Origin of the sequence: Plantactinospora sp. KBS50, assembly GCF_002285795.1 — a bacterium.
Lineage (GTDB): Bacteria > Actinomycetota > Actinomycetes > Mycobacteriales > Micromonosporaceae > KBS50.
Map to the genome: position 1 here is coordinate 1,892,899 of NZ_CP022961.1, position 23,287 is coordinate 1,916,185.

General features: G+C 67.3%; 16 protein-coding genes, 3 tRNA genes and 3 pseudogenes. 13 read left to right on the forward strand and 9 right to left on the reverse strand.

Annotation, left to right across the window (positions count from 1 at the left end; genetic code table 11):
• Window positions 1-6: 6 nt before the first annotated feature.
• Window positions 7-2,517: an acyltransferase family protein gene (locus CIK06_RS08570; protein WP_232534086.1), complete on the reverse strand. Its 2,511-nt coding sequence runs from the start codon at window positions 2,515-2,517 to the stop codon at window positions 7-9.
• Window positions 2,518-2,598: 81 nt separating this feature from the next.
• Window positions 2,599-3,201 carry a TetR/AcrR family transcriptional regulator gene (locus tag CIK06_RS08575; RefSeq protein ID WP_095564384.1) on the reverse strand — a complete coding sequence of 201 codons (603 nt, stop codon included), beginning with the start codon at window positions 3,199-3,201 and terminating at the stop codon, window positions 2,599-2,601.
• Between the two features lie 434 nt (window positions 3,202-3,635).
• Here CIK06_RS08575 and CIK06_RS08580 point away from each other — a divergent pair.
• From CIK06_RS08580 to CIK06_RS08600, 4 genes are all read left to right on the forward strand, one after another.
• Window positions 3,636-3,708: transfer RNA gene (locus CIK06_RS08580), tRNA-Gly, on the forward strand.
• A 34-nt stretch (window positions 3,709-3,742) separates the two neighbouring features.
• Window positions 3,743-3,813 (forward strand) — tRNA-Cys (locus CIK06_RS08585).
• Window positions 3,814-3,827: 14 nt separating this feature from the next.
• A tRNA-Val gene (locus tag CIK06_RS08590) sits at window positions 3,828-3,899 on the forward strand.
• Between the two features lie 930 nt (window positions 3,900-4,829).
• On the forward strand, window positions 4,830-6,065 hold the full coding sequence (locus CIK06_RS08600; protein WP_095564385.1) for a helix-turn-helix domain-containing protein: 1,236 nt from the start codon (window positions 4,830-4,832) through the stop codon (window positions 6,063-6,065).
• Between the two features lie 85 nt (window positions 6,066-6,150).
• Here the strand turns inward: CIK06_RS08600 and CIK06_RS32335 are convergent.
• Together CIK06_RS32335 and CIK06_RS08610 are read right to left on the reverse strand one after the other, a co-directional pair.
• Window positions 6,151-6,350, reverse strand: a pseudogene (locus CIK06_RS32335) (hypothetical protein); the annotation flags it as partial.
• Window positions 6,351-6,591: 241 nt separating this feature from the next.
• Window positions 6,592-7,887 carry a helix-turn-helix transcriptional regulator gene (locus CIK06_RS08610; protein WP_095564386.1) on the reverse strand — a complete coding sequence of 432 codons (1,296 nt, stop codon included), beginning with the start codon at window positions 7,885-7,887 and terminating at the stop codon, window positions 6,592-6,594.
• Between the two features lie 549 nt (window positions 7,888-8,436).
• Here CIK06_RS08610 and CIK06_RS08615 point away from each other — a divergent pair.
• The 3 genes from CIK06_RS08615 to CIK06_RS29215 all read left to right on the forward strand — a co-directional run bounded on the left by CIK06_RS08615 (window position 8,437) and on the right by CIK06_RS29215 (window position 12,309).
• Window positions 8,437-9,027: a toll/interleukin-1 receptor domain-containing protein gene (locus CIK06_RS08615; RefSeq protein WP_095564387.1), complete on the forward strand. Its 591-nt coding sequence runs from the start codon at window positions 8,437-8,439 to the stop codon at window positions 9,025-9,027.
• A gap of 238 nt (window positions 9,028-9,265) precedes the next feature.
• On the forward strand, window positions 9,266-11,254 hold the full coding sequence (locus CIK06_RS08620) for a hypothetical protein (RefSeq protein WP_095564388.1): 1,989 nt from the start codon (window positions 9,266-9,268) through the stop codon (window positions 11,252-11,254).
• A 92-nt stretch (window positions 11,255-11,346) separates the two neighbouring features.
• Window positions 11,347-12,309 carry a hypothetical protein gene (locus CIK06_RS29215; RefSeq protein ID WP_157756653.1) on the forward strand — a complete coding sequence of 321 codons (963 nt, stop codon included), beginning with the start codon at window positions 11,347-11,349 and terminating at the stop codon, window positions 12,307-12,309.
• Window positions 12,310-12,430: 121 nt separating this feature from the next.
• Here the strand turns inward: CIK06_RS29215 and CIK06_RS08630 are convergent, their stop codons facing one another.
• Window positions 12,431-12,964 carry a transposase gene (locus tag CIK06_RS08630; protein WP_157756654.1) on the reverse strand — a complete coding sequence of 178 codons (534 nt, stop codon included), beginning with the start codon at window positions 12,962-12,964 and terminating at the stop codon, window positions 12,431-12,433.
• A 29-nt stretch (window positions 12,965-12,993) separates the two neighbouring features.
• Here CIK06_RS08630 and CIK06_RS08635 point away from each other — a divergent pair.
• The 3 genes and pseudogenes from CIK06_RS08635 to CIK06_RS08645 all read left to right on the forward strand — a co-directional run.
• Window positions 12,994-13,356, forward strand: a pseudogene (locus tag CIK06_RS08635) (transposase family protein); the annotation flags it as partial.
• Window positions 13,357-13,599: 243 nt separating this feature from the next.
• Window positions 13,600-14,685: an IS110 family transposase gene (locus CIK06_RS08640; protein ID WP_095567532.1), complete on the forward strand. Its 1,086-nt coding sequence runs from the start codon at window positions 13,600-13,602 to the stop codon at window positions 14,683-14,685.
• Between the two features lie 16 nt (window positions 14,686-14,701).
• Window positions 14,702-15,121, forward strand: a pseudogene (locus CIK06_RS08645) (transposase family protein); the annotation flags it as partial.
• Here the strand turns inward: CIK06_RS08645 and CIK06_RS08650 are convergent.
• Both CIK06_RS08650 and CIK06_RS08655 read right to left on the reverse strand, forming a co-directional pair.
• Window positions 15,109-16,113: an IS66 family transposase gene (locus CIK06_RS08650; RefSeq protein ID WP_157756655.1), complete on the reverse strand. Its 1,005-nt coding sequence runs from the start codon at window positions 16,111-16,113 to the stop codon at window positions 15,109-15,111. The pseudogene CIK06_RS08645 and the gene CIK06_RS08650 overlap by 13 nt on opposite strands.
• A gap of 147 nt (window positions 16,114-16,260) precedes the next feature.
• A complete protein-coding gene (locus CIK06_RS08655; protein ID WP_157757003.1) occupies window positions 16,261-17,649 on the reverse strand; it encodes an IS1380 family transposase in 1,389 nt (462 codons plus the stop codon).
• Between the two features lie 650 nt (window positions 17,650-18,299).
• Between CIK06_RS08655 and ltrA the strand changes: the two genes are divergently transcribed.
• The 3 genes from ltrA to CIK06_RS08670 all read left to right on the forward strand — a co-directional run bounded on the left by ltrA (window position 18,300) and on the right by CIK06_RS08670 (window position 21,093).
• Entirely contained in the window at window positions 18,300-19,556 is a 1,257-nt protein-coding gene (gene ltrA, locus CIK06_RS08660) for a group II intron reverse transcriptase/maturase (protein WP_198347944.1), read from the forward strand.
• Window positions 19,557-20,041: 485 nt separating this feature from the next.
• On the forward strand, window positions 20,042-20,509 hold the full coding sequence (locus CIK06_RS08665; protein WP_232534087.1) for a winged helix-turn-helix domain-containing protein: 468 nt from the start codon (window positions 20,042-20,044) through the stop codon (window positions 20,507-20,509).
• Window positions 20,473-21,093 carry an IS630 family transposase gene (locus tag CIK06_RS08670; protein ID WP_232533820.1) on the forward strand — a complete coding sequence of 207 codons (621 nt, stop codon included), beginning with the start codon at window positions 20,473-20,475 and terminating at the stop codon, window positions 21,091-21,093. The genes CIK06_RS08665 and CIK06_RS08670 overlap by 37 nt, the downstream gene beginning before the upstream one ends.
• On the opposite strand, the gene CIK06_RS29220 is transcribed toward CIK06_RS08670, so the two are convergent.
• Both CIK06_RS29220 and CIK06_RS29850 read right to left on the reverse strand, forming a co-directional pair.
• Entirely contained in the window at window positions 21,057-21,743 is a 687-nt protein-coding gene (locus tag CIK06_RS29220; protein WP_157756656.1) for a hypothetical protein, read from the reverse strand. The two genes, CIK06_RS08670 and CIK06_RS29220, sit on opposite strands and share 37 nt — an antisense overlap.
• Before the next feature lie 330 nt (window positions 21,744-22,073).
• The gene (locus CIK06_RS29850; RefSeq protein WP_198348141.1) at window positions 22,074-23,279 is read right to left on the reverse strand and encodes a hypothetical protein; all 1,206 of its coding nucleotides are present in this window, start codon (window positions 23,277-23,279) and stop codon (window positions 22,074-22,076) included.
• Window positions 23,280-23,287: the final 8 nt, after the last annotated feature.

A 23,287-nucleotide genomic window follows, 5' to 3' on the forward strand; every position in this document is an offset into this window, starting at 1 on the left:
GCGGGGCTAGGACAGCTCGCGCTTGAGCGCCGTCGCCAGACGTGGGGCGAGGGTACGGGCGTAGGTGGCGGTCAGGCCGCCGCCACTGCCGTAGACGAGGGTCTCGCCGATCACCGGGGCACACCGGGACGTCGGGCAGATCGCGTCGTTCAGGTCGATCATGCTGACGTGCCGCAACCCGCTCGCCGCCCGCTCCTGCGCCTCGCCCGCGCCGGACCCCAGCGCCGTCGTGCGCGAGGTGGTGCACCGGGTCAACCGCCGCGTGTTCTCCCCCACACACTCCGGTACGTCGATCGACGGGGTCGGCGTGTCGCGGAGCACGACAAGCGGCCTCTTCTCGGTCGCCAGGGCGGACCACATCCGGTGCTGCCCGTCCGCCGCGGCCCGCACGGCACGGTCCCCGGTCAGCGTCCGGCCGTCGACCACCGGCGTGAACCGGGCGTTGGTGGTGATGACAAGCGACGGCCGGTCCCCGGGCAGGGCGGCCCGCACCTTCCCGTTCCACTCCGTGCACTCCGGGTACGCCCGATCGGCGTCCGTGGCGCCGGCCCGCGCCACCGAACCCAGGGTGAGCGGGCAACCCTCCTTCAGGTACGTCACCAGGCGCCAGCCGTTGGTCCGGATCACCTCCTGGAGCGCGGGCAGCCAGGCGGCGGCCCGCGCGTCGCCGACCAGCGCCACCGTGAACGTCGCCTCCCGGTCGCCGTACCCGCAGGACGCCGCCGCGCCCTCGGCCATCGGCGCCACGCAGTCGTGCCGGTAGGCGTCCGAGACGTCGGCCCGGGCGGAGCCGGGCTCCGGAACGATCCTCGCCACCCGGTCGACCGGGGTGCCGTGCCGGTCGTTGCGCGGCTTGCTGCCCAGCACCGCCGCGCCGGGCGGCGCGTCGGCGTCCGGCCCCGCCGGGTCGTCGCCGTCCGCACCGACCGATGTGGACACGCTGGGACTCGCCGAGCCGGCCGGCAGCACCGCCGAGGTGGGCAACGTCGCCGAGGTCGACGGCCAGAGCGCAAACTGGAACAGCAGCCCCGCCGCGGCGGCCACGCTGGTGCAGACCGCACCCAGGTGCAGCGCGCTGTGCGGCTGCTCGACCAGCACCGGCGACCGGCGGACCGGGTTCTCGACGTACCGGTGGGTCAACATGGCGGGTACGACCGCGGCCAGCACCACGGCCAGCGAGGCGACCGGGCCGAGCGGGCCGAACAGGACGCCGGCCACGACGAGCAGCGGCCAGTGCCACAGGTAGAGCGGGTACGCGATGGCGCCCAGCTCGCGCAGCGGGCGCCGCCGCAGCAGCAGCGCCGGACCGCCGGCACCGATCCGCCCACCGCCGGCACCGATCCGCCCACCGCCGGCACCGCCCGACCCGCCGGCGCCTGCTGTTCCGCCGCCGGCGAGCAGGGCCGCGGTGCCCAGCGCGGGCACCAGTGCCGGCCAGCCGGCGAAGCCGTCGGTGCCGCCGAGGGCGCCCGCCAGCGGTACGGCCGCGACCACCGCGGCCAGTCCCGCCCAGGCCAGTGCCGTGGCCGCGGTCCGGGACAGCCGTCCGAGCCAGGTGCCGAGCAGCGCCACGCCGCCGCCGAGGGCCAACTCCCAGAACCGGGCGGTGCTGGCCAGGTACGCCCGCGCCGGCTCGCTCGCGGCCAGCGACACGGACCAACCGAACGAGGCCACCGCCACCACGCCCAGACCGATCAGCATGCGGATCTGCCACAGCCGCGGGCCGGCGGTGAACCGGCCCGCGCCGAGCAGGGCCAGCGCCAGCACCAGCGGCCAGATCAGGTACGCCTGCTCGGCCACCCCGAGCGCCCAGTAGTGGCGCAGAATGCTCGGATCGCCGGTCGGATCCTGCCCGGCGAGGCGCCAGTTCAACACGTACAGGCCGGCGGCCATCGCGTCCCACCCGGTGCCCGACCAGCGCTCCCGGGGCAGGAACAGCCCGGTCAGCAGCAGGCTCACCAGCAGCACCAGCAGTGCGGCGGGCAGCAGCCGGCGCGCCCGGCGCGCGTAGAACGCCAGCGGGTCGATCCGACCCGCCCGCTCCAGGTCGCTGGCCAGGACACCGGTGACCAGGAAGCCGGAGACCACGAAGAAGACGTCGAGTCCGACGAACCCGCCCGGCAGCAGGCTCGGCGCCGCGGCACCGACCAGAATCACCAGGACGGCGAGCCCCCGCAGGCCCTCGATGTCGGCGCGGAAGCCGAAGTGGAGACCGAAGCCGTTCGGACGGTCCGCCTCGTCGGGACTGTCCGGTCCGGCCGAGGTGGCGGTGCTGGTCGCGGCGGTGCTGGTCGTGGCGGTGCCGGTCGTGGCGGTGCTGGTCATGGCGCGCAGGTCGGGTCGGTCGGCCCGCCATCCCGGCTCGCCGGGCTCGGTGTCCGGCCCGGGCTCGGTGTCCGGCCCTGGCTGGGTGTCCGGCCCGGCCTGGCCGTCAGATCCGGTCTGGTCACCGGGTCCGGTCGGGGCGCCGGGCTCGTGCCGGTCGCCGGGTCCGGTCCGGGAATCCAGTCGTTTCATGGCGGTCCATCCTCGCGAGCTTGTCCGGTGGGGTGGCCGTACCGGTCAACGATCGCGGGGCGGTGGAAGGGACGTACCGGATCAGGCCAGGTCGGCCGGCTCGATGCCCAGCTCACGGGCGGCGGCCAGCCGGATCCACTCGCCGAGCTGCCGCCGGCTGATCACCCGGTCGTGCACCGACACCTGGATCGCGAGCCCGTCGATCAGCGCGTTGATCCGCCAGGCGGCGCCCGGCGGGTCGGGGCAGGTGAACGTGCCATCCTGCACGCCGGCCGAGATGACCTCGGTGAGCGTTTCCTTCCACCGCAGGTCCAGCCGCCGGGAGACCTTCTCCAACTCCGGAGTGCGCAGCGACTCCGCCCAGCCGTCGATCCACAGCGCCCAGGAGGTGGACCGGCCGCTCGGCGCGTACAGCTTGATGATCCGCTTGAGCTTGGCCAGCGGCGGCGTGTTGGACCGGATCACCGCGTCCAGCCGGGTCAGGTCCCGCTCGGCGGCGTACGCGAAGGCCCGTGCGAGCAGCCGTTCCTTCGTCGAGAAGTGATAGAAGACGAGGGCCTGGCTGACGCCGGCCGCGTGCGCGACGTCGGCCGTACGCGTGTTGGCCAGGCCACGCTCGATGATCACGTCGCACGCCGTGCGCAGCAGCGAATCAAGGCGGACCTCTGCCGCACGTCTCGTCACGCGGCTACGGTAATCCATTGATCCGGACACGGGGAGTTACCGAGGGCGGTGTTGGGCTATGACGAAGAGTCAACAATCGGACACTTCGCAATGCAACGTTCGGACTCCTCCATCCGTTTGATATCGAGATCGCTGATTCTCTGGTAGGGGATTCGGCTGCGAATCCAGGCGTCGGGGCGTGCCTCTTGTTGATCGTGGGGCCGGGGTGGTTCCGGTGATCGTTTCGGGCCGCCCGAAGATCGATTGGCCGAACCCCGGTCGGGCGTGTCGATCTCCACGCCCGGATCCCGTCCTGATCCCGTCCGGATCATGTGCGGATCGGCCGGTGGGCGGAGGCTCGCGGTCCGGACGCGCGGGACGCCGACCCCGAGTTGGCATCCGCCGCCGCACTCGGCTAAAGTTCTGATCCGTCGCCGGGGAACGCCCGGGGATGTGCGGACGTAGCGCAGCTGGTAGCGCATCACCTTGCCAAGGTGAGGGTCGCGGGTTCGAATCCCGTCGTCCGCTCGGAGATGCCACCATGCACGTCGGGGGCAACCTCGGTGGAGTGGCCGAGAGGCGAGGCAACGGCCTGCAAAGCCGTGTACACGGGTTCAAATCCCGTCTCCACCTCGGCAACCAGACGAGGGCGATTGGCGCAGTGGGAGCGCGCTTCCTTGACACGGAAGAGGTCACTGGTTCAAACCCAGTATCGCCCACAGGTTATATAGGCAGTTGGAGCGGCCCGTTGCTGGATATCCGGTAACGGGCTTTCTGTTGTTCGGGGCCTTACGCGGGGAGCATCTGGGGAGCGGGGCCGCTCCCTGGGGGTGACAGCTTCCGTTAACGGATTGTCCTGCTCCCAGGTGAGCACTTCCTAGTGGGAAGTGTTGTCACCTTGGGGTCGGGGTGTGCGTTCCCAGCGTGCTTGCAGTCTGTCGACGAGGCGTTGCTCGACGATGGGGCTGACGTGGCTGTAGATGCCTCGGATGCCGGGTAGGCGGTGGCCTAGTCGCTTGGCTTGGGCGACCTCGGGCACGTCGTCTTCGATGAGCCAGGTCTTGTGGCTGTGTCGAAGGTCGTGGAAGTGGAGTCCGCGGATGATGGCGGGGATGCCGTTGGTGGGGTTGCCGTCGGTGGCGGGTCGCCAGTGGCGGCGGTGGAAGCTGGAGCGGCGGTGCAGTCCTCCGGAGTGTGGAAGCGCTCGCCCGATGGCCTCTGGCCTCGACAGACACCTGTCCGGGGGAGAGCGCTTCCGAGACTAGGAAGTCCTGCTCCCAAGGGCGGGCGCTTTTCGAGTGTGGAAGCGTTAGTTTCTTCAACCTCGGCGTTCAGGAGGAGGGCCGATGCGGCTCGACGGGTGGCGACCGAGCCTGCAGGAGTTCCTGGCCTGCGTTGCGTGGCCGGCGTCGCGGTGGTCGAATCTCGTACTGTTGATCCTGCCGGTGGGTGCTGTACCTGAAGCCGCCTCAGGACTATGCCGCGTCTGTGATCTGCAGCAGCAGTGGGACGAGTAGGCCAGCCCAGGGCCCGCTGCGCCATCGTGACTCGCCCGCCCGCCCGCCCGCCCGGCCGCAGCCGGCAGCACGGTAGACACGCTGGCCGGTCCGTTTGCGAACGGCGACTGGGGCGGTGAATTATGGACCGCCGTGACAACTCCGCGTCCTGGCTGGGAACCTGCGTCGTACGCCGAAGCGGTCGACGACATCAACAACGGCAAGGTCTTCGAGCACCACTACCTTGAGCTGAAGACCGAGTACAAGCCCAGTCAGAACGAGGAGATGCGCGGCGACATCGCGTCCCTCGCCAACGACAGCGGCGTCCTGGTCGTCGGGGTGGAGGAGAACAAGGCGACGCGGAAGGCGACCAGGCCGACGCCGGTCCCGCTCGCCGGCATCATCGAGCGGGTGGAGGACGCCGCCCGCGCGCTTGACCCGCCGCTGCACGTCGAGTGCCACGTACTGGCTGACCCCGACGAGCAGACCCGCGGCATCGTGTTCATTCGGGTCCCGGTGAGCCCGCTCGCCCCGCACCAGGCGAACAAGCGGTACTACGGCCGCGACGAATGCTCCACGTACCGGCTGTCCGACGCCCAGGTTGAGGCGCTGATTCGTCGACGCACCATGCGGGTTAGCCACATCGCGGCCGCGCTGTCGAGCCCGGATGTGTTCGGGGAGCTGGCGCCGACGGGACGTCTCGCGGTGGTGGCGTATCCGACGGGGAACCATAACGACGAGCTTCTGGCGGATTTTCAGGCCCCGGCCGGCTACTACCGGTGGCTCGACGAGCAGGCCGAGAAGGCAACAGCTGCCGTCGATCGGCTCGCGGATGGCGCTCCCACGCTCGGCCGATTCGTCGCGCACGCGTGGAATCCCACACGCGGATGGGCAAGCACACCCGAGCGCTGGCCCGCTGGTGTCGGCCGGATCACGCGACCGCGAAACGACGGGGAAGGCACGCGAGGTTACCTCGTCGTCTACGAGTCCGGCGCGGTGCACTTCGCGGTGGACAACCTGGTACACCCGGAGTGGAACATCCAGCCGGCGCGCTCGGCGTTCGACTGGATGAAGATGTGGACCTCTTCGATGTGGACGGCCTGCATGGTGCGCCAGGTTTGCCGGTCGGCCGGGCTGACCGATACCGGCGTAGACATCGGCGTCCGAGTCGATGCCATCGACGGCGCACTTCCCGAAACCTTGCAGGTTGAGCAGGACACATTCAGACGCATGGCGATACGCAATGACGTCGTGGCCTGGGAGGGAGGGACATACCAACGCACCGCCCACGTGTCCGCAGCGGAGGCGAAGAAGGACCTGACCTGCATGGTGCGGACCCTGTTCGGCCAGCTGATGCGGTCTACAGGACTCGGCACGGTCGTGCCATAGCCCACACGGCCCGTCCGTCCATCGGAACGACCTGACCTACACCAGGCTGGCCGCGCTGCTGCTCGCCAACAAGCCTCCCCCGGTGGAACGACGCCGGATCGGCGTACCGGCGCGAGCCAGGCACGAAGACGTCACCGGAGCGCGGACCGTCGCGCAGGCCGACCAGCACGGCCAACTTCCAGTATGGCGGTCCGCGGTGATGTCACCGCCCTGCTCCGCAGCAACCAGGTAGCCGGGCCACTTCGTCGGCACGAACCGGACCGGGGCGCCGGCCGGCAACGAGCGGTAACGTCATCGTTCTGCCGGGTCACAGCCACGGGGGCGAACGGTAGGTTACGGACAGCCTGGCCCGGTGACGACCCGTCCGTCTGCGAGGAAGCCGATCCCACCGCCACGTTCGACTCAACCTGGCCTTACCTGGCCCGGTCACCGAGGATCCGTGAGTAAGACGCCGTGTCGCGGGCTCCTACCGGAGCCAGTGCTTGTCCTGACCCATCAACCGGGTGGGGCCTGGGACGGCTGCCGATCAAGTGTGGAGGGTGCCGGTGTGCAGGGCCAAGGCAAGGCGGGGTGCGAGGCTCCGCACCGCAGTCCTGTGGTGTGCCCGCGCAAGTTCCTGAGCGAGCCGACGGAGGTCCACGCGGATTGTGGCGGAGTCCGCACGGGCGAGGGCCTCTAGGACGGGCTCCGCCTCGAGACACGCCCGCTCGGTCTCTCCTGCGGCGGCCAACGCAAGCGCCCACCGAGCCGTGTAGCGGGCTCTTGCACGGTGCGCGTGCGCGGGGATACGACGGATCGCGGCATCGAACAGTTCGACCGCTGCTGCCGGACGTCCGAGATCATGGAGGCACCAGGCGGTCGCGAGGGTGACCGGATCCTCGACGGTTGACGTGCCGATCATGGGTTCGCCGTCTTCGCTGGGCACGTTCAGCAGGTCGCGGGCGCGGTCGAGAGCCCTCATGCAGGCGTCGTAATCACCGGCGATGGCATGTCCTTGGGCTTCACGTTGCGCGGCCAGTCCACGGATTCTGGGATTTTGCGTCTGCTCCTGGGCTAGGTGCGCAAGTTCGACGGTGCCGGGGGCATTGTGTCGATACATCGTGATCAGCGCCTGCCGGACAAGTGCGTACGCTGCGAGGTCGTGGTATCCGGCTGCCTCGGCGAGGTCGCAAGCGTGATCTGTCCACCACATCGCCGCCCCGTCGTCGCCGGCTTCTTGGGCCATCCAGCCCGTGTACTCGGCGAAGCGCGCGGCGAGGGTGAGTATGCGATTCCGGTCGTCGGACCTCGCCTGCGGCGCCATCACTCGGAGGGCGTTAGTCTGCGCGATCAGCATAGGGATCAGTGCCGCTGGTGCGATCGTCTGTCCGAGACGGCGTGACTCCTGAAATATCGTCAGGAAGGTGGGTAAGGTTTCGCCTTCGGTGTGACGTGGGCCGGAGGTCGGCTCCAGCGTCCACGTATACACGGTGGCTACCCCGGTTGTCTGGGGGCCTTGCCGGTGCCGGCCACTGAACTCGCTGTATCCGTCGGGGCTGAGACCCATCGTCCAGACGTCCGCCGTACCCGCCGGAGGAGGCGAGGGGCTCGGCGACGCCTCCGGCGCGAGCGCGGCCAGGGCTCCACGAGCGTCCAACTGCGCGTCGCACCTGCGCGCCAGATCCGGGCTCGGAATCTTCAATCCATTCTCGATCTTGCTGAGGTAGCTCTTGCTGTAATGAACCATCTGGCTCAGTTCCGTGAGTGACAGGCCAGCGTTGTTGCGACGTTCCCGTAACGCCCTTCCGAATGACTTTGTGTCTTTTTCGACGCTTCGAGGCATCTCGTCTCCCGTTGCCTAGGAAGTAACTGGCTGGGCAACAACTGTCCGCTGGCCCCGCGACGCTGCATGCTGCTATTAGCGACCTGCTGGCGTGAGCCTACAGGAGGCATTCAACTCGATGGAAGAGCTGGTGGCGGTGATCCATATCAACGATTGGACGACGATGGCGGCGAAGCTCATTGGCCTTGGCTTGATACGACGTTGTGGTGCGGTCGCTCTTGGCATCACCGCCGGCTCGGTTGCCCTATGGTGGCCCGAACTGGCATCCGCGGTCGCGTTCGGCTGGATGGCCGCAGCAGGCGCGGTCGTCGGGGCACGACCGAGGACCGGAGGTTCCGGGATACCAGGCGGCGTGTCCCGTTTCCCTCTCTGCGGGCAACAGGCACCGGCTGGACTTCCCCCCTCTGCGAGCCGATCATCCATAGGTGTGCCTTCGTCCGGGCAGGCTGAGCGTTGGCGCATACCCAAGTGGACGCCTGGGGGTATGTTACCGGGTGCCAATCCGCGGCCCCTGGAACAGATGCGAACCCACCTCGGGAGTAGAACGCAATGGCAAAGGTTTTTATCAGCTATCGGAACAATGACGATCCATCGGCCGCCGTGATGCTGGCTCAGAGTATTGACCAGCGACTAGGAGAGGCTGCATCCTTCCTGGATAGTAAGTCAATTCCACTCGGAGCCGATTTTCGGCCAACGCTGTGGGGTCAGCTCGCCAGATGTGTAGCGATGGTTGTCGTCATTGGTCCCAGATGGCTCGTTCCCGACGCGGATGGCGAACGCCGCGTAGATCGCACTGACGATTTCGTACGGCAGGAAATCGAATTCGCTCTCCAGATCGGACTTCCGATCATTCCTGTGCTGGTGGGCGGCGCTACGAAGCCTTCCGACGGCGTTCTGCCGGAGTCGCTCGCCGCGCTCGAGCACCGCCAGTACCTCACTCTGCGTCATCGGAGTGCGGACCGGGACCTCAGATGCCTGCTCGACCGACTCGAGGAGCTTGTCGTGGCGAGCAGCGGTCCCGGCGCCGGCGCCAAGCAGTCGGACAAACCACCTGCGGCCGGTGGTATTACCTTCAACGGCCGTGTACGAGTGGGCGGAGACATCGTCAACGGCTCCAAGTACGTGACCCGGGATGAGTGAGGGGCCGGGTCCCACTGCGGACGACCCTGGACCGGACGCGGGGGCCCCAGGCCGGGAGACGGCCACCCCTGCCGGCACCGAGAACGCGGCCCCAGGCGTGGGCCGTGAGACCGGCGGCGCGGGCGGGGTGAACGGTCGCGCCGGACCGGCCGGTATGGGAACCTCGCTGGGCGACGCGACGACGACTGACCCTGGAGGCGCGACTCGGCGTCAACAGTGGTTGGAAGAAGCTGAACGGGTGCTGATTCAGGGCGACCTGGTCGGCGGCGACAAGTACATGATCTCTTTCGGTCGGAGCGAGACACCCGCGCGGATGCGCCGTCTGTCTCCCCTGTTGCTTGAGGCGGCCCGCGTCGCGTTCGTACCGCCCCGAGACATGGGGAAGTTGCTGGCCGACTTCAAGGCCCGAAGCACCTCCCTCCTGCAGGCCCCGGCCGGCCACGGCAGAACGACTCTCGCAATCAGGCTGCTGCTGGAGGCAGCCCAGGACACGATCTACGTTCTGGATCCAGCCGTGGATCTCGCGCAGCTCGCCGATGCAATCGAGGTGGAACAGCGGCAGCCCGACGACCGGCTCAGGGGCGCCGGACTCGTAGTCGAGCCCGAGGCGGCGACGCCTGTCTCCGGGCGTCAACTGCGAAACCTGGACCACCTCCTCATGGAGGCTAAGGCTCGGCTCGTCATCATCGTCGGGCCCGATACCCGGCTCGCGGACGAGGAGGCGCTCGACCACCGCCTTCCAGCGTTCGACCCCCCGACGCATCGGGCAATTGTCGAGAGCCATCTGCGCTGGCGCCTCGGCTACCGGGCGGAGCAAGTGCTTGACCAGGACGGGATGGGCCCGGCCATCGACGACCTGGTGCCGCAGCTGCCGCGCAGGCGGGCAGCTACTTTCGCCGAACTCGTCCAGCGCGCCACCGAAGACGGCAAGACCAATATAACGCTCGTGCGAGACAGGATGGCGCGACGGAACGCCGACGACTTCACCATCTGGCTCGACGGGTTCACCGACCGCGAGGACATCTGCTTCGCCGTCGCGCTTGCGGTACTCGACGGGATGCCCCACCAAACGGTGACGGAGGCGGGCAGAGTGCTGCTGTCGGAACTAGACACCACGAGAAACAAGCCGACAGACCTCAGTCGGGCCGGTGCCGGGGACCGGCTGGACGAGTTCCGCGCGTGCCAGCGGGAGGTGTATGCCCGAGACTCCTTTGGCCGCACCGTCGTCCACGCCGTCGAATATTCCGAACGGACATATCCCCGGCGCGTCATCCAGCACTTCTGGGGCCGATCCGGATTCACCGAGGCCATCACCGCCTGGTTGCTCGAACTGGCGTCGGCCAAGGAACAGCCGGAGCGCGTCCGGATTCGCGCTGCGACAGCCCTCGGGCTACTTGCCATCCAAAACTTCGACTATCTGCACCACCGCATGTTCGCCCCCTGGGCCCGGGACGACGACAACCTTCGGCGCGAGGCGGTCGCGAACGCCCTACGGGTGCCAACGACGACCGCCTCCACGGAGGCGAACGTCATGCGTCTCGTCGAGGAATGGCACGGAGGAGTCCGAGGCAGTACGCAGACGCAGGCAACGGCGGCCCGTGCCTACGGCGTGAGCCTCGCCTCGAGCAACCCGACGTGGTTGATCGACCGGCTCGGCAGGCTTGCCGTCATCGACAAGCACGAGGTCAGAACCTCTGTAGGACGCAGCCTCTCCGATCTCGCCGGTCGGGATGACTGCCGCCTCGCAGGCCCGATCATGATGACTCTGTGCGACTGGTTGCCCAACTACCGGCGCGAACCGGCAGCGCAGTGGGCATTCCTCGAAGCGGCACTGTCGCTGATCGCCGAGATGGGTGACGACGATCGCGGAGCGCCGAAGTTGTGGCCGGTCCTGCTCGTCCTTGCAGACCGTGACCAAGGGCTGCGGGTCAGGCTGCGTCTCTTGTGGGCAGATGCCCTAGAGTCCTGGACCTTCGGCGACGCAGCCGCCGCGGCCCTCACCGACTGGGCCGTCATGGCGGAAAAAAACCAGACGATGCGACGGGCATTCACATATCTGATCGGCGCAATACATCAGCAGTCCGAGCGGATGCAGCACATCGTACGCCATCTGGTCGAACAGTGGCACAGCCCTGATCACCTACAACCACTGACAACTACCGCGACCGCCGTCAAAGGCTACCTCGACCAGCTAGAGACTAACACCACGAACCTGGAGCAGACGTAATGGCACGTGGATTCCAGCCAATCATTCGCTCGACACCTATCGCCTGGCCCGGCTGGCAGCGTACCCCTGACTCACGACCAGGGGTGGCCATCGTGTACTCGAACGCCGCGGGCGAGGTGACCGACCCGAAGACCGTCCGCTTCACATGGAGGCGCCAGGCATCGCTATTCGCCTGGACGCGACACGAGATAGACGTGGCCGATCACCGGCGGATCGCGAAACTGGGCGGACTGGACCTGCCAACCGCAAGGCACGCCCATCATCTGGAGGCGACACTGAATATCGGATTCCGAGTGACGGATCCGGCCGAGGTGGTACGCCGCAATATCACCTATGGCGCCTCCGCGATCCTCAACTACGTCACAGACGCGCTGAGGGCCACGGTCCGGGAATTCGAAATCGATGAGGCACACCTCGCCGAGGAGCGGTTCAACCACGAACACGCCGACGGTATCGCCCTTCCTGAAGGAATCAGAATCTACCACGTCAGCGCACAGCTCGCCCCCGATCTCGCCGCACGTCAGTACCTGGCTGACCGCAGAGATTCGCAACGCCATAGGGAAATCGAAGCCGAGCGGCACGAGCAGGCCAAGCTCGCCACCATGCGAGCAAACGAGATCCGGAGAATCGAACATCGCGGCGAGCTGGAAAGACACAAAGAAGCCCTTTCGGCACTTCGTGGACTGGACCTGGACCCCTACCAGCTACTACTCGCGCACGTGGCCGAAAATCCGAAGGACGCGGAAGGGACCTTCGACCTCATCATGCAGGTCTGGAAGGCTGGAATCGATCGCGATGAAGCACGCGACGTGCGCTCGTCGGAGCTACTGACATATCTCATCGAGAAAGGCGTGATGCAGGCCGTCGACATCGAGCGGTTCAGGGACGAGCTGACCGATCGTATCCGTGAGGCAGTGTCACGCAAACGCCCTACCCCTGCTGGCTGGACGGAACCTCCCGTTCTCTCGCCGGTGAAACTGGGACCCGCGAGTACGGTGCCCCCGCCCCGGCCCGGCGCCGACGGCTCGTCAGTCAACGGAACCCGAAGTCTCTGAGCCTCGATCCACCGAAGCGGTTCGTCATGAGCGCGGTTGAATAATTTCGGTATTGGGTGATTCCGGGGCAGTGGGAGTCGGCCGATTACGTGATCGGCTTGCTCCGGGGTAACTAATCAGGTCAGCTGGCTGCGGGTATCCATGGTCGGCCGGACGCCAGTTGGATGAGTGCGTCGAGCTGGTTGATGCCGTGTTTGCCGGCGGTGGCGAGGTAGGAACGCAGGTGGCAGAAGTGTTCGGCGCCGGTGAGGGTGCGCATGGCGCCGGAGATTTTCTGCCGGACTTTGACCATGCGGACTTCGCGTTCGGCGGCGTTGTTGTCGAACGGACATCGCCGAGGGTCCTGAGCGAAACGCAGGTAGTCGTCGATGCGTTCGCGCATCCTGCGGGCCAGGGCGTGCAGCTTCTTGCCGATCGGGGTGAGTTGACCGGCGTGGTCCTTGACTCCGATCAGCGCGGCGTGCCGGAACGACGCGACACCGGCGGCGAGAATATCGGCCGGGATGTGGTCCTCGCCAGCGAGGATGGCGGTCTCGGCGGCGGTTTTGAGGGCCAGCAATGAGCCTTTTCCAACCTGATCTTGCAGGTCAGTCCGGGTCGGCAGGGGTGCTGATCGATGAGGGCGAGGCTCCAGGTAGGACAGCAAATCGACCAAGACCCGATGCCCCGACCGGGAGCCTCGCCATGCTGTCCTACCCTGCCACGATCCCGTTGTCCAGCCAGGCCCTGAACCACCTCGCCGAACGCATCCGCGGCCACCGCCAGCAGCGCAGATCCCGGTGGAGGCGGCTGACCCCGGGCCGCCAGGCACTACTCGCCCTGGCCCACCTGCGCAACGGCGACACCTACACCCGCCTCGCCGCCGGCTTCGAGATCGGCGTCGCGACCGCCTGGCGCTATGTTCAAGAAGCAATCGCCCTGCTCAGCGCTGCCGCCGAGGACCTGGACACCGCCATGCGGCGCATCCGGCAACTGGCCTACGCGATCCTGGACGGCACGCTGATCCCGATCGACCGGGTCGCCGACCAGAAGCCGTACTACTCCGGCTGTGAGAATCTCTGTATGCCGCCTCGGGGTTCGGTCTGACCCGTACTCTGGTTGGCCCTGTCGGTGCCCTGTGCTTGATCTGTCGACCGGGTTCTGTGGCGGTGCTTGCTGCCGCCGAGCCGGCGTGGCGTGTCCCGATAGGGGCCTTGCCGTTACAAGGCACCGTCACAGTCCTGACCGCGGGCGCCGGCCCGGCGACGGCCACCGTTTCCGTTCCTCGATGAGAGAGCAGCCGTGACCATCATGCCGCAGGAAGGCCAGACTGAGACCGGCGACCACGAGGTGGTGTTGGGCGTCGATACCCACAAGGATGTGCACGTCGCGGTCGTGCTGACCACGTTGGGTGTGCTGCTGGCCGGTCGAGACTTCCCGACGACGAAGTCGGGCTACCGCGACATGGTGATGTGGGCACGCTCTTATGGCCCGCTGCGTCTGGCCGGGGTTGAGGGCACGGGATCGTACGGGGCAGGGCTGACCCGGCTGCTACGTGCAGCGGGCGTGCATGTCATCGAGGTCAATCGGCCGGACCGGTCCGTGCGGCGCCGGCGCGGCAAGAGCGATGCGGTGGATGCCGAGGCCGCCGCCCGGGCCGTCCTCGCCGGAGATGCGACCGCGCTGCCGAAGACCGCCGACGGGCTGGTCGAGGCGATGCGGATCTTCAAGACCGCGAAAGATTCGGCGGTCAAAGCCCGTGTCCAGGCCATCAACCAGCTCAAGGCCATCGTGGTCACTGCCGAGCCCGCACTGCGTGAAGCCCTCGCCTTGCTGAATACTTCCCGGCTGGTCGCGCGATGCTGCCAGCTCGACGTCGATGCCCAGGACGCCGTCACTGCGGCAAGCTTGTACACGCTACGACAGCTCGCCCGCCGCATCCAGCACCTCGAGACCGAAATCCGCGATCTGCAGCACCGCATCGCGGGCGCGGTGCAATCCACAGCACCAGAACTGCTGCGGATCAGCGGCGTCGGCCCCGACACAGCCGCCACGCTACTGATCGCCGCCGGCGACAACCCAGGTCGGCTTGCCAGCGAGGCGTCCTTCGCCGCCCTTTGCGGAGTCAGTCCAGTCGAGGCGTCCTCGGGCAAGACCCAACGTCGACGACTCAACCGCGGAGGCCACCGCCAAGCCAACGCGGCGCTGTACCGAGCCGTGCTCATCGGACTGCGCTGGAACCCGAGAACGCGGGACTACATGCAGCGACGGACCGCCGAGGGTCTGTCCAAACGCGAGATCATCCGCTGCCTTAAGCGGTACCTCGCCCGCGCCATCTACCGGATCATCATCGCCTCAATGACCCCGACAACACCGCCACAGCCCTCTACGGCTTGACATACATAGGGGCATCAAGCACAAACGTCACGGCGTGAACGTGCAGGTCATCGCGGATGCGGCAGGGCGTCTCGTCTGGGCATCGGCCGCGCTGCCCGGTTCAACGCATGACCTGACCGCCGCCCGCACCCACGACATCATCGAAGCCTTGACCAGCGCCGACGTGATGACCTTCGCGGACAAGGGCTACCAGGGCGCCCGCGGCAGCCTGCGCACCCCATTCAAGCGGCGCCGCTTCCGGCCGAAGCTGTCACGCCGGCAGAAGGCGGTCAACCGGGCGCACGCGAAGATCCGCGCCCGCGGTGAGCGCGCGATCGCCACGCTCAAGACCTGGAAGATCCTGGTCAAGCTGCGCTGCTGCCCACGCCGCGCCACCGCGATCGTGCAGGCCATCCTCGTCCTGCACCACGTCGAAGCCGCCCGCTACGCAGGATGAAAAAGGCTCAATGCCCGGATGCCTTGTTCAGCCCAGGTCGCTGCCGGGTCGAGTTCACCCGCGGCGACGAGCTCGCGTAGCAGATGCGAGCAGCACAACGCGTGAGTCACGTTCGGGTAGCAGTCATACGGCGCCCACGCGTCGTGCACGGCGATCCCGGCGAACACCGGCAGGACCCCGCCGGCGTTCATGGCCTCCCGGCCCCGTTTCGGGTGCACGTAGAGCAAGCTGTACTTACCGGTCGACGCGGAGTGGACCCAGTGCAGGCGGCCCGCGACCCTGAACCCGGTCTCGTCGAAATGCACCAGCTGAGCGCCGGCCAGAGCGGCACGCAGGGCGGCGAGGAAGTCACCATCGAGCCGGCGGGCCGCGCGGGCGGCCATCGCGGCGACGCTGCCTTGCGAGATCGGCACCCCGAACAGATCCGCGACCGCCTGCGCGACACGTTTCTGCGCCCCGAACTGCGCGACCAGCAGATACACCACCACGGCGGTCAGGCGAGGTCCGTACTGCACCGGCGCGTCCACGCCCTGCGGGGCCTTGCCGCAGGTCACCGTCGCGCATCCGCAACGGCGAGCCACCAGATGATGCTCGACGACGCGGGCCTTCACCTCGGGAATCTCGAACACCTGACGGCGTGTCACCGCCACGACCGTGGCGTCGGCGAGCCCGTCACCACACCCGGCACACACGGCCGGCTCATGCCGCACGATCTCGTCCGGGACCTCGACCTGCCGCAGGGTGCGTCCCTCATGCCCGCCCTGGCCACCCACGCGCCGCCCCGAACGACCCCGCAACGACTTCGGTGAGGGCTTGTCCAAACCCTGCGCCGAGGGCGGCATGTTCGAGTTCCGCGGGGTCTGACCCAACCGGCGCCGCAACTCAGCGTTCTCCGCTTCCAGGGCCTCGATCCGGACATCACGCGCCGCGACAGCCTTCTCCAACGCGACGAGCCGCTCCAACAACTCCACGATGGACGGCATCTCGGGCATCCTGACATCCTGCCCGACCACCCCACCAAGATCAAACCAGCGTACGACCAACGACCTGATTAGTTACGCTCCGGGGTGGTCGGTGGGGGCTGGGGTGGGGTTCGTGGCCTGTGGGTGGGCCGCCTGGTTTCGGTTGGTATGAGGTGCTTAGCCGGGTGCCGGTTGGACGGCGGTGAACAGGTTGTCGAACGCGGCCTGCCAGGGCCAGTGTTCGGGTAGGTGCAGGTGGATGGTGCGGGCCCGGTGCGCGAGGCGGGCGGCGATGGTGATGATTCGGGCCCGGATGGTCGCGGGGCGTGCGGTCTTCCAGGTGCCGGCGGCGAGGTGCCCGGCCGCGCGGGTGAGGTTGTGGGCGATGGCGGCGCAGGTCAGCCAGGCGTCGTTCGCGGAGAATCGGCCTGAGGGCAGGTGGGCCAGGGGGCCGGCGATCAGGTCCGCGTTGACTTGCTCGATGATCGCGTGTTGACGGTGCTGGGCTTCGGCCTGCACGAGGGTGTAGGGGCTGTCGGTGAACACGGCGTGATATCGGTAGTCGGGTAGGAGTTCTTCCTGGCCCGGGGCTTGAGCTGGGTCGTCGCGGCGGATGCGGCGCACGATCAGCCGGGCGGTGACGGCGTGCCGGGTGCCGGCGAACGCGGTGTAGCGGGTTTCGGCGATCTGCGCGTCGGAGATCCACCGTTGCTCGTCTTCGTCCCAGACCGCCTGCGGGTACTTGATGTCGACCCACTGGTCTTCGCTGATGCCTGCGCAGGCGGTACGGATCTTGGCGTCGATGCGGGTGGTGACCGAGAACCGCACCTGATGGCGGCGGCAGGTGGTGATGACGGTCTTGGCGTAGAACGCCGAGTCGGCCCGCACCACGATCTCACCCGACGCGCCGCAGGCCCGGGCGGTGCCGATCGTCTCGGCGATCATGCTGGCAGCGCCCTTGCCGGAACCGGTGTTACCCGAACGCAGCCGGGTAGCAGCGACCACCGGCGCCGACAGCGGTGTGGACACCGTCGCGATCAGGGGGTTGTAGCCGCGCAGCCAGACGTTGTAGCCGCCGACCTTGGCGTGACCGAACCCGATGCCCTGCTTACGCTTGCCGTAGACCCGCCGCAGCATCGAATCGATGTCCACAAAGGTCAGCACGTCCGCGCCGGCCAGCAACGGCACCCGGGCGGCCAGGCCGATCAACGTCTGCCGGGCCGCGGCCTGCAACTGCCGCACATGCCCATGGGTGAACGTGCGCAGGAACGAACCCAACGTCGAGGGCGCGTACACGCTGGTGAACAGTGACCGCATGCCACCATGCCGAGCCACGTCGAGGTCGTCGATGCTGTCCGCGCCGGCGCACATCCCGGCCACGATCGTGGCGACCTTACCGGCCGGGTTCGCGCCCCTGTCCGTCGGCACCCTCACCCGAGCGGCGACCGCATCGTGCAGACCGGCCTGCTCGGCAAGCCGCATCACCGGCACCAGCCCGGCACACGACACCAGATTCGGATCATCGAACGTCGCGGCCGTCACCGGCGCGTCATAGCGTAATCTCACCTGCGAGGTGCCCTCTCGAACCGGACGGTAGAAGCTTCGCAACTCCTATCCTTCCAGCTCAGGTGTGCCACGCGCGCGGAAGGAGATCTATGTAGGTAGATTTTCGGAAGCGGTGCTGCGTGGAAGATGAGGGTTTGGCCCCTCGGAGTCGCCCTGTGGGGGGAGGCTTCAAACCGCCACCTGCTGCGTTGGCTGAAGACCGTCGTGGTGAGCGAGGTGGAAAAGGCGCTGTTCAAGTGTCAGGTGGGGATCGAGAAGGCGTTGTGTCACAGCCTGTGAAGTGTCGAAAGGGAGAATGGTCGACATCGAAACCGGGGCATCTGATCTGCTCTGGGATGAGTCTGGCGGCTACCCACTTACTGGCCAGGTGGTGTCCGGCATATAGGCGGCGCGAGCTCGATCTGCGGCTTTCACGTGGAACGTGGGAAGGCGGAGCCGATACGGCTGTCCGGGTGATCGGGCGGCGAGAGGGAGCGTTCCGACCGGTAGCTCCGGGAGGGGCTGAGTACCGATGCGGCGACGCTGGCGGACTGGCCCGTAGTAGTGGTGAAGCTCCTGCTTGACGCGGTGGGGGTGGAGCGAAGGGGCCAGGTCATTCGTGGTTCGGAGATTCGATCAACCGGGCCCGGTTCGGGTCGGGGAGGAGTCGGGTGGCCGAGCAGCAGTCACCAGGCAAGCCGTTCGAGATCTCCAAGATGGAGGTCTGGTGGGCGTGGGAGAAGGTCAGGGACAACAAGGGTGCCGCTGGGATCGACGGACAGTCGATCGCCGATTTTGAGCAGGATGTGCAGAACAACCTGTACAAGATCTGGAATCGGATGTCGTCGGGGAGCTACTTTCCCCCGCCGGTCAAAGCGGTGGAGATCCCCAAGGCCGGGGGCACCAGGACGTTGGGGGTGCCGTCGGTGGGGGACCGGGTAGCGCAGACCGTGGTCGCGGCGAGGCTGGAAGCGCGGATGGAGCAGATCTTCCACCGCGACTCCTACGGCTATCGTCCTGGCAGGTCGGCGCTGCAAGCAGTCGAGCGGACCAAGGAACGCTGCTGGCGGATGAACTGGGTGGTGGACATGGACATCGCTAAGTTCTTCGACAGCGTCCCGTGGGATCTCGTGGTCAAAGCCGTGGAGGCCAACACCGACCAGCCGTGGATCATCTTGTATGTGAAGCGGTGGCTGGCCGCGCCGATGGTCACCGCGGACGGGACCGTGATCCGTCGGGAGCGGGGAACCCCGCAGGGTTCTGCGGTATCACCCGCGCTGGCGAACCTGTTTCTGCACTACGCGCTGGATGCGTGGCTGGCACGGACGTTCCCGGACGTCGAGTTCGCCCGCTACGTCGACGACGCGGTGGTGCACTGTCGCACCGAGGCCCGTGCCGTCCAGGTGCGGGACGCGATCGCCGAGCGGATGCGGCAGGTGGGCCTGCAACTGCATCCGGACAAGACCCGGATCGTCTACTGCCAGGACAGCAACCGGCGAGGCTCGTATGAGCACACATCGTTCACGTTCCTCGGTTTCACATTTCGGCAGCGTGGAGCACGTAACCGGCGGGGCCAGACCTTCAACGGGTTCCTACCGGCGCGCAGCGACGCGGCCCAGATGAAGATGAACGCGACGGTGCGCTCGTGGAAGCTGCACTACAAGACGAACTTGACCCTTGCCGATCTCGCGCGCTGGATCAACCCGATCGTGCGGGGTTGGATGCAGTACTACGGAGCGTTCTACCGCTCCAAACTGCACCCGCTCCTGGAACGCATCAACGCCTACCTGATGCGCTTCCTCCGTCGGAAGCTCAAACGGCTGCGGAGCAAGAAGAAGGCCCTCCAGCACTGGCGACGAACCGTCGAGAAGCGACGGAGCCTGTTCGCCCACTGGAGATGGGTCACCTCGCTCTCCACCGTCTGGTGATCAGGATGACAAGAGCCCGGTGAGCCGAGAGGTTCACGCCGGGATCTGTGGGAGCCGGAGGGTGAGACTCCCTCCGGCCACCCGACAGGGCACCTTCTATATCCAGGGTCCCGTCGAACCGACCCTCATCGGTGGATCAAGGCTGAGCGTCGTCAGCATGTCCATCCTGGATGCTGAAGGTGCCCAGCTGTGTGCGAGCCGGCGGGGATCTCGCGGTACCGATCGGGCCCTTACCATCTGACCCGGTTGGAGGGAGTTCCGTTGGCGGTGACCCAATGTTCGCCCGGGTCACCTGAGTAGCAGGCTTGTTCCGTGGAGGCCGCCCCGGAACCATCGGTACGCATGGTGAACGTCTTGAAGCCGCCCGGATCGGCGGTGTCCCGGCACACTACAGATCTTGAATGGTCAGGTTCGTCCGATGTGGTCTGTGTGACGGCTTGGGGTTCGGGTAGATCGATGGGATGAGGTATCCCGATGGAGGTGGGTTGTCCGCGCGGGGGCGGGCGAAGCGTGAGGCGGTGCGGCGGGAGGCGGCCGGGTGGTTCGCCGAGGACGTGTCGGTGCCGGAGATCGCGCGCCGGTTGCGGGTGTCGCAGACGGCGGTGTACGGGTGGCGTAAGCGGTGGCGGGCCGGTGGTGAGCAGGCCCTCGCGTCGAGGGGGCCTGGTGGGTCTCGGTGTCGGCTGGATGAGGGTCGGCTGCGGCGGCTGGCCGAAGCCCTGGAGCAGGGGCCGGCGGCGCACGGGTTCGGTAGTGATCAGCGGTGGACCCTGGCCCGGGTGTCGGACCTGATCGCCCGGATGTTCCGCACCCGGTACACGCTGCGCGGCACGGCGAACATCATGTACCGGTTGGGTTGGTCGGTGCAGGTACCGAAGCACCGCGCGGTCGAGCGGGATGAGGCCGCGATCATCACGTGGCGGCGGGAGACGTGGCCGGCGGGAAAACGGTAGCGGCGCAGCGGCAGGCGTGGCTGGTCTTCGAAGACGAGGCCGGTCAGACGCTGCGCCCACCGAAGGCACGCACCTGGGGACGACGCGGGCACACCCCTGTGGTTCCGGTGTCGGGCAAGGGCTCCGGTCGCGTCTCGATCGCCGGGCTGACCTGTTACCGGCCCGGCGAACGGTCCCGGCTGATCTACCGCACGATCACCCACCGCGGCCGCAAGAACGAACGACGCAGCTTCAGCGAACGCGACTACATCGCCCTCCTCGACGCCGCCCACCAGCAACTCGACGGGCCGATCGTGCTGATCTGGGACAACCTGAACACCCACATCAGCGCCGCCATGCGGCAGATGATCGACGCCCGGGACTGGCTTCACGTCATCCGGCTACCCGCCTACGCCCCGGACCTCAACCCCACCGAAGCCGTGTGGTCCCACCTCAAACGCAGCATCGGCAACCTCGCCGTCAACGGCGTCGACCACCTCCAAGCGATCATCAAACACCGACTCAAGAGCATCCAGTACCGCACCGACCTACTCGACGGCTTCCTCGCTCACACCGGCCTGACCCTCGAACCCGACACAACCTGACCATTCAAGATCTGTAGCGTCACATCCGACCTCGCCGGAAAGTGACGCAGCCGCACCACGTACCAGTAGCCGGCATCGGCGGCGGCCCCCTGGGCGAGGATGACCTGCCCAGATGCGCTTTCGGTCCACCGGACCCGGTTGGAGGCGGTGCCGTTGGCGGTGACCCAGTGCTCTGCGCCTTCCCCGGAGAAGCATGCTCGCTGGGTCGAGGCTATTCCGGAGTTGTCGGTGCGCATGGTGAAGGTTTTGAAGCCGTCTGGGTCTGCGCTGTCCCGGCAGATCACGGTGACCTCTGACCTGGCTCGGAACCCGCGCAGCGTGACGATGTACCAGTAGCCGGACGGCGCAGCCGCACCCTGCGCGACGAGTACGCTGGCCGCAGAGGGTGAGCCGGATGACTGGACCCAGCGAACCCGGTTCGATTCCTGTCCGTTGGCAGTGATCCAGTGTTCCTCGCCTTCGCCCGAGTAACAGAACGACTCCGATGCTGCAATACCTCCGTCGTCGGTCCTGAGGGTTCCGGTCTTGAAGCCATCGGGGGTGATGCTGTCGCGGCAGACGACGGTGATGTCGGACTGCGGCGGAAACCCACTGAGGCTGATGGCGTAGTAATAGCCCTGCTCTGCGGCAGGCCCCTGAGCCAACTGCACCGCAGACAGCCCTTGGGCTGGGGTTGGGGCTGACGACGGCTCGACCGTTCGCTCGCGGCTGCAACCGCCGAGCGCGAACGATGCCAGCAGCGCCGGGACCAGGATGCCGAAGGCGTGGCGGGCAACGACAAGGGCGTGGCTACCATTGGACGTGGTTGGATTCGACTCCGTTCGCCCGTACCCAGTGGTCTGGGTGGTCGCCGGAATAGCAGTAACTCTGGGTGAACGCGTGACCATTGCCGTCGGTTCGCAGGCTGAATGTGTAGAAGCCGCCGGGGTCGACTGAGTCGTGGCAGGTCACCGTCACGCTCGTGTGCGGGGTGAAGGCGTTCAACGTGATCGCGAAGCGGTAGCCGGCCGGCGCTGTCGGTCCTCTCGCCAGATGGACGGCAGGGGGCGGCGGAGGTGGGGGTGGGGCTGGAGGAGCCGGCGGCGGCGGAGCCGGGGGACTGGGGCGTTCGGCTCACCGGACCAGGTCACGTGGTTCGACTCGACGCCGTTCGCCGTGACCCAGTGATCCGGCCCGTCGCCCGAGTAGCACTGGTTAGTCGTGCTGGCGCCTCCATCGCTGTCGGTGCGCAGGGAGAACCTGTAGAAGCCGCTGGGCGAGACGCTGTCGTAGCACGTGACGCTGATGGTGCTGCTGGCAGGAAAGCCGCGGAGAGTGACCGCGTACCGGTATCCCTTCGGCGCCGCCGCACCTCTCGCGAGCCGGACCATCGGGCTGTCCGTCCTACCTGTTCCCGGCGTACGGGGCGCTGCGGCGAGCTGCTCGGGAGCAGCGCCGGTCGCAGCTGGTTCGTCACCTGGCGAGGCGCCCCACAGCACGCTGTTCGAGTACCAGTCGTCGACCGACACGGTGTGCTTCCCGTTCACGGCGGAGTAGCAGCCGCTCTCGCTGTGGGCGTCGCCGTTCGCGTCGGTCCGGATCGGGTAGCGACGGAATCCGACATTGTCCGGTAGGAAGTCGGTGGGAGTGTCGTCCTCCGAGTCGAAGCACCGTACCTCGACCGCAGTGTGCGGACGCAGTCCACGTACCGTGACCGAGTACCAGTAGCCCTGTTGCGCGGCGGGTCCGCGTGCGAGAGTGACCGTCTGACCGGCCTCCGGAATGAGTGGGTAGCGGGTTCCGATCTCGGTCATGCCTTCCCGCTGGCTGCATCCCGGCAGCTCTTGGGGCGGTGTCTTGACCAGGGCAGCGTATACGTAGCCGGAGGAACCGACGTATCGTCCGTCAATCTTCGTTACCAGGTACCACCGGTTGAGACCCGGATGGTTGTCGGGGTCGGCGACCTGCCCACCTGTCCAGCACCGGACGATGACGACGGTGCCGTTGTCGGGCTGGTCGAGCACGACGCAGGTCGCCTTGGTGCACTGACGGAGGTTCACCCAGCCGAGATCCGAGTTGAGAACCGCACGGTGTTCGGTCGGAGTGGTCCCCTGGCGTGCCCTTACGAGGTCCGTGCCGAACAGCAGTACAGCAAGGATCGCGACCATGACGGCGACTGGAACCGTGCGGGCGGTGGTGATCTTCACGTCCGCTC

Coding starts and splice junctions, on each gene's coding strand:
- CIK06_RS08650 (WP_157756655.1), bottom strand. CDS start 16,113: ATGCCCGAGATGCCGTCCATCGTGGAGTTGTTGGAGCGGCTCGTCGCG.
- CIK06_RS08570 (WP_232534086.1), bottom strand. CDS start 2,517: ATGAAACGACTGGATTCCCGGACCGGACCCGGCGACCGGCACGAGCCC.
- CIK06_RS08615 (WP_095564387.1), top strand. CDS start 8,437: ATGGCAAAGGTTTTTATCAGCTATCGGAACAATGACGATCCATCGGCC.
- CIK06_RS08610 (WP_095564386.1), bottom strand. CDS start 7,887: ATGCCTCGAAGCGTCGAAAAAGACACAAAGTCATTCGGAAGGGCGTTA.
- CIK06_RS08640 (WP_095567532.1), top strand. CDS start 13,600: ATGCCGCAGGAAGGCCAGACTGAGACCGGCGACCACGAGGTGGTGTTG.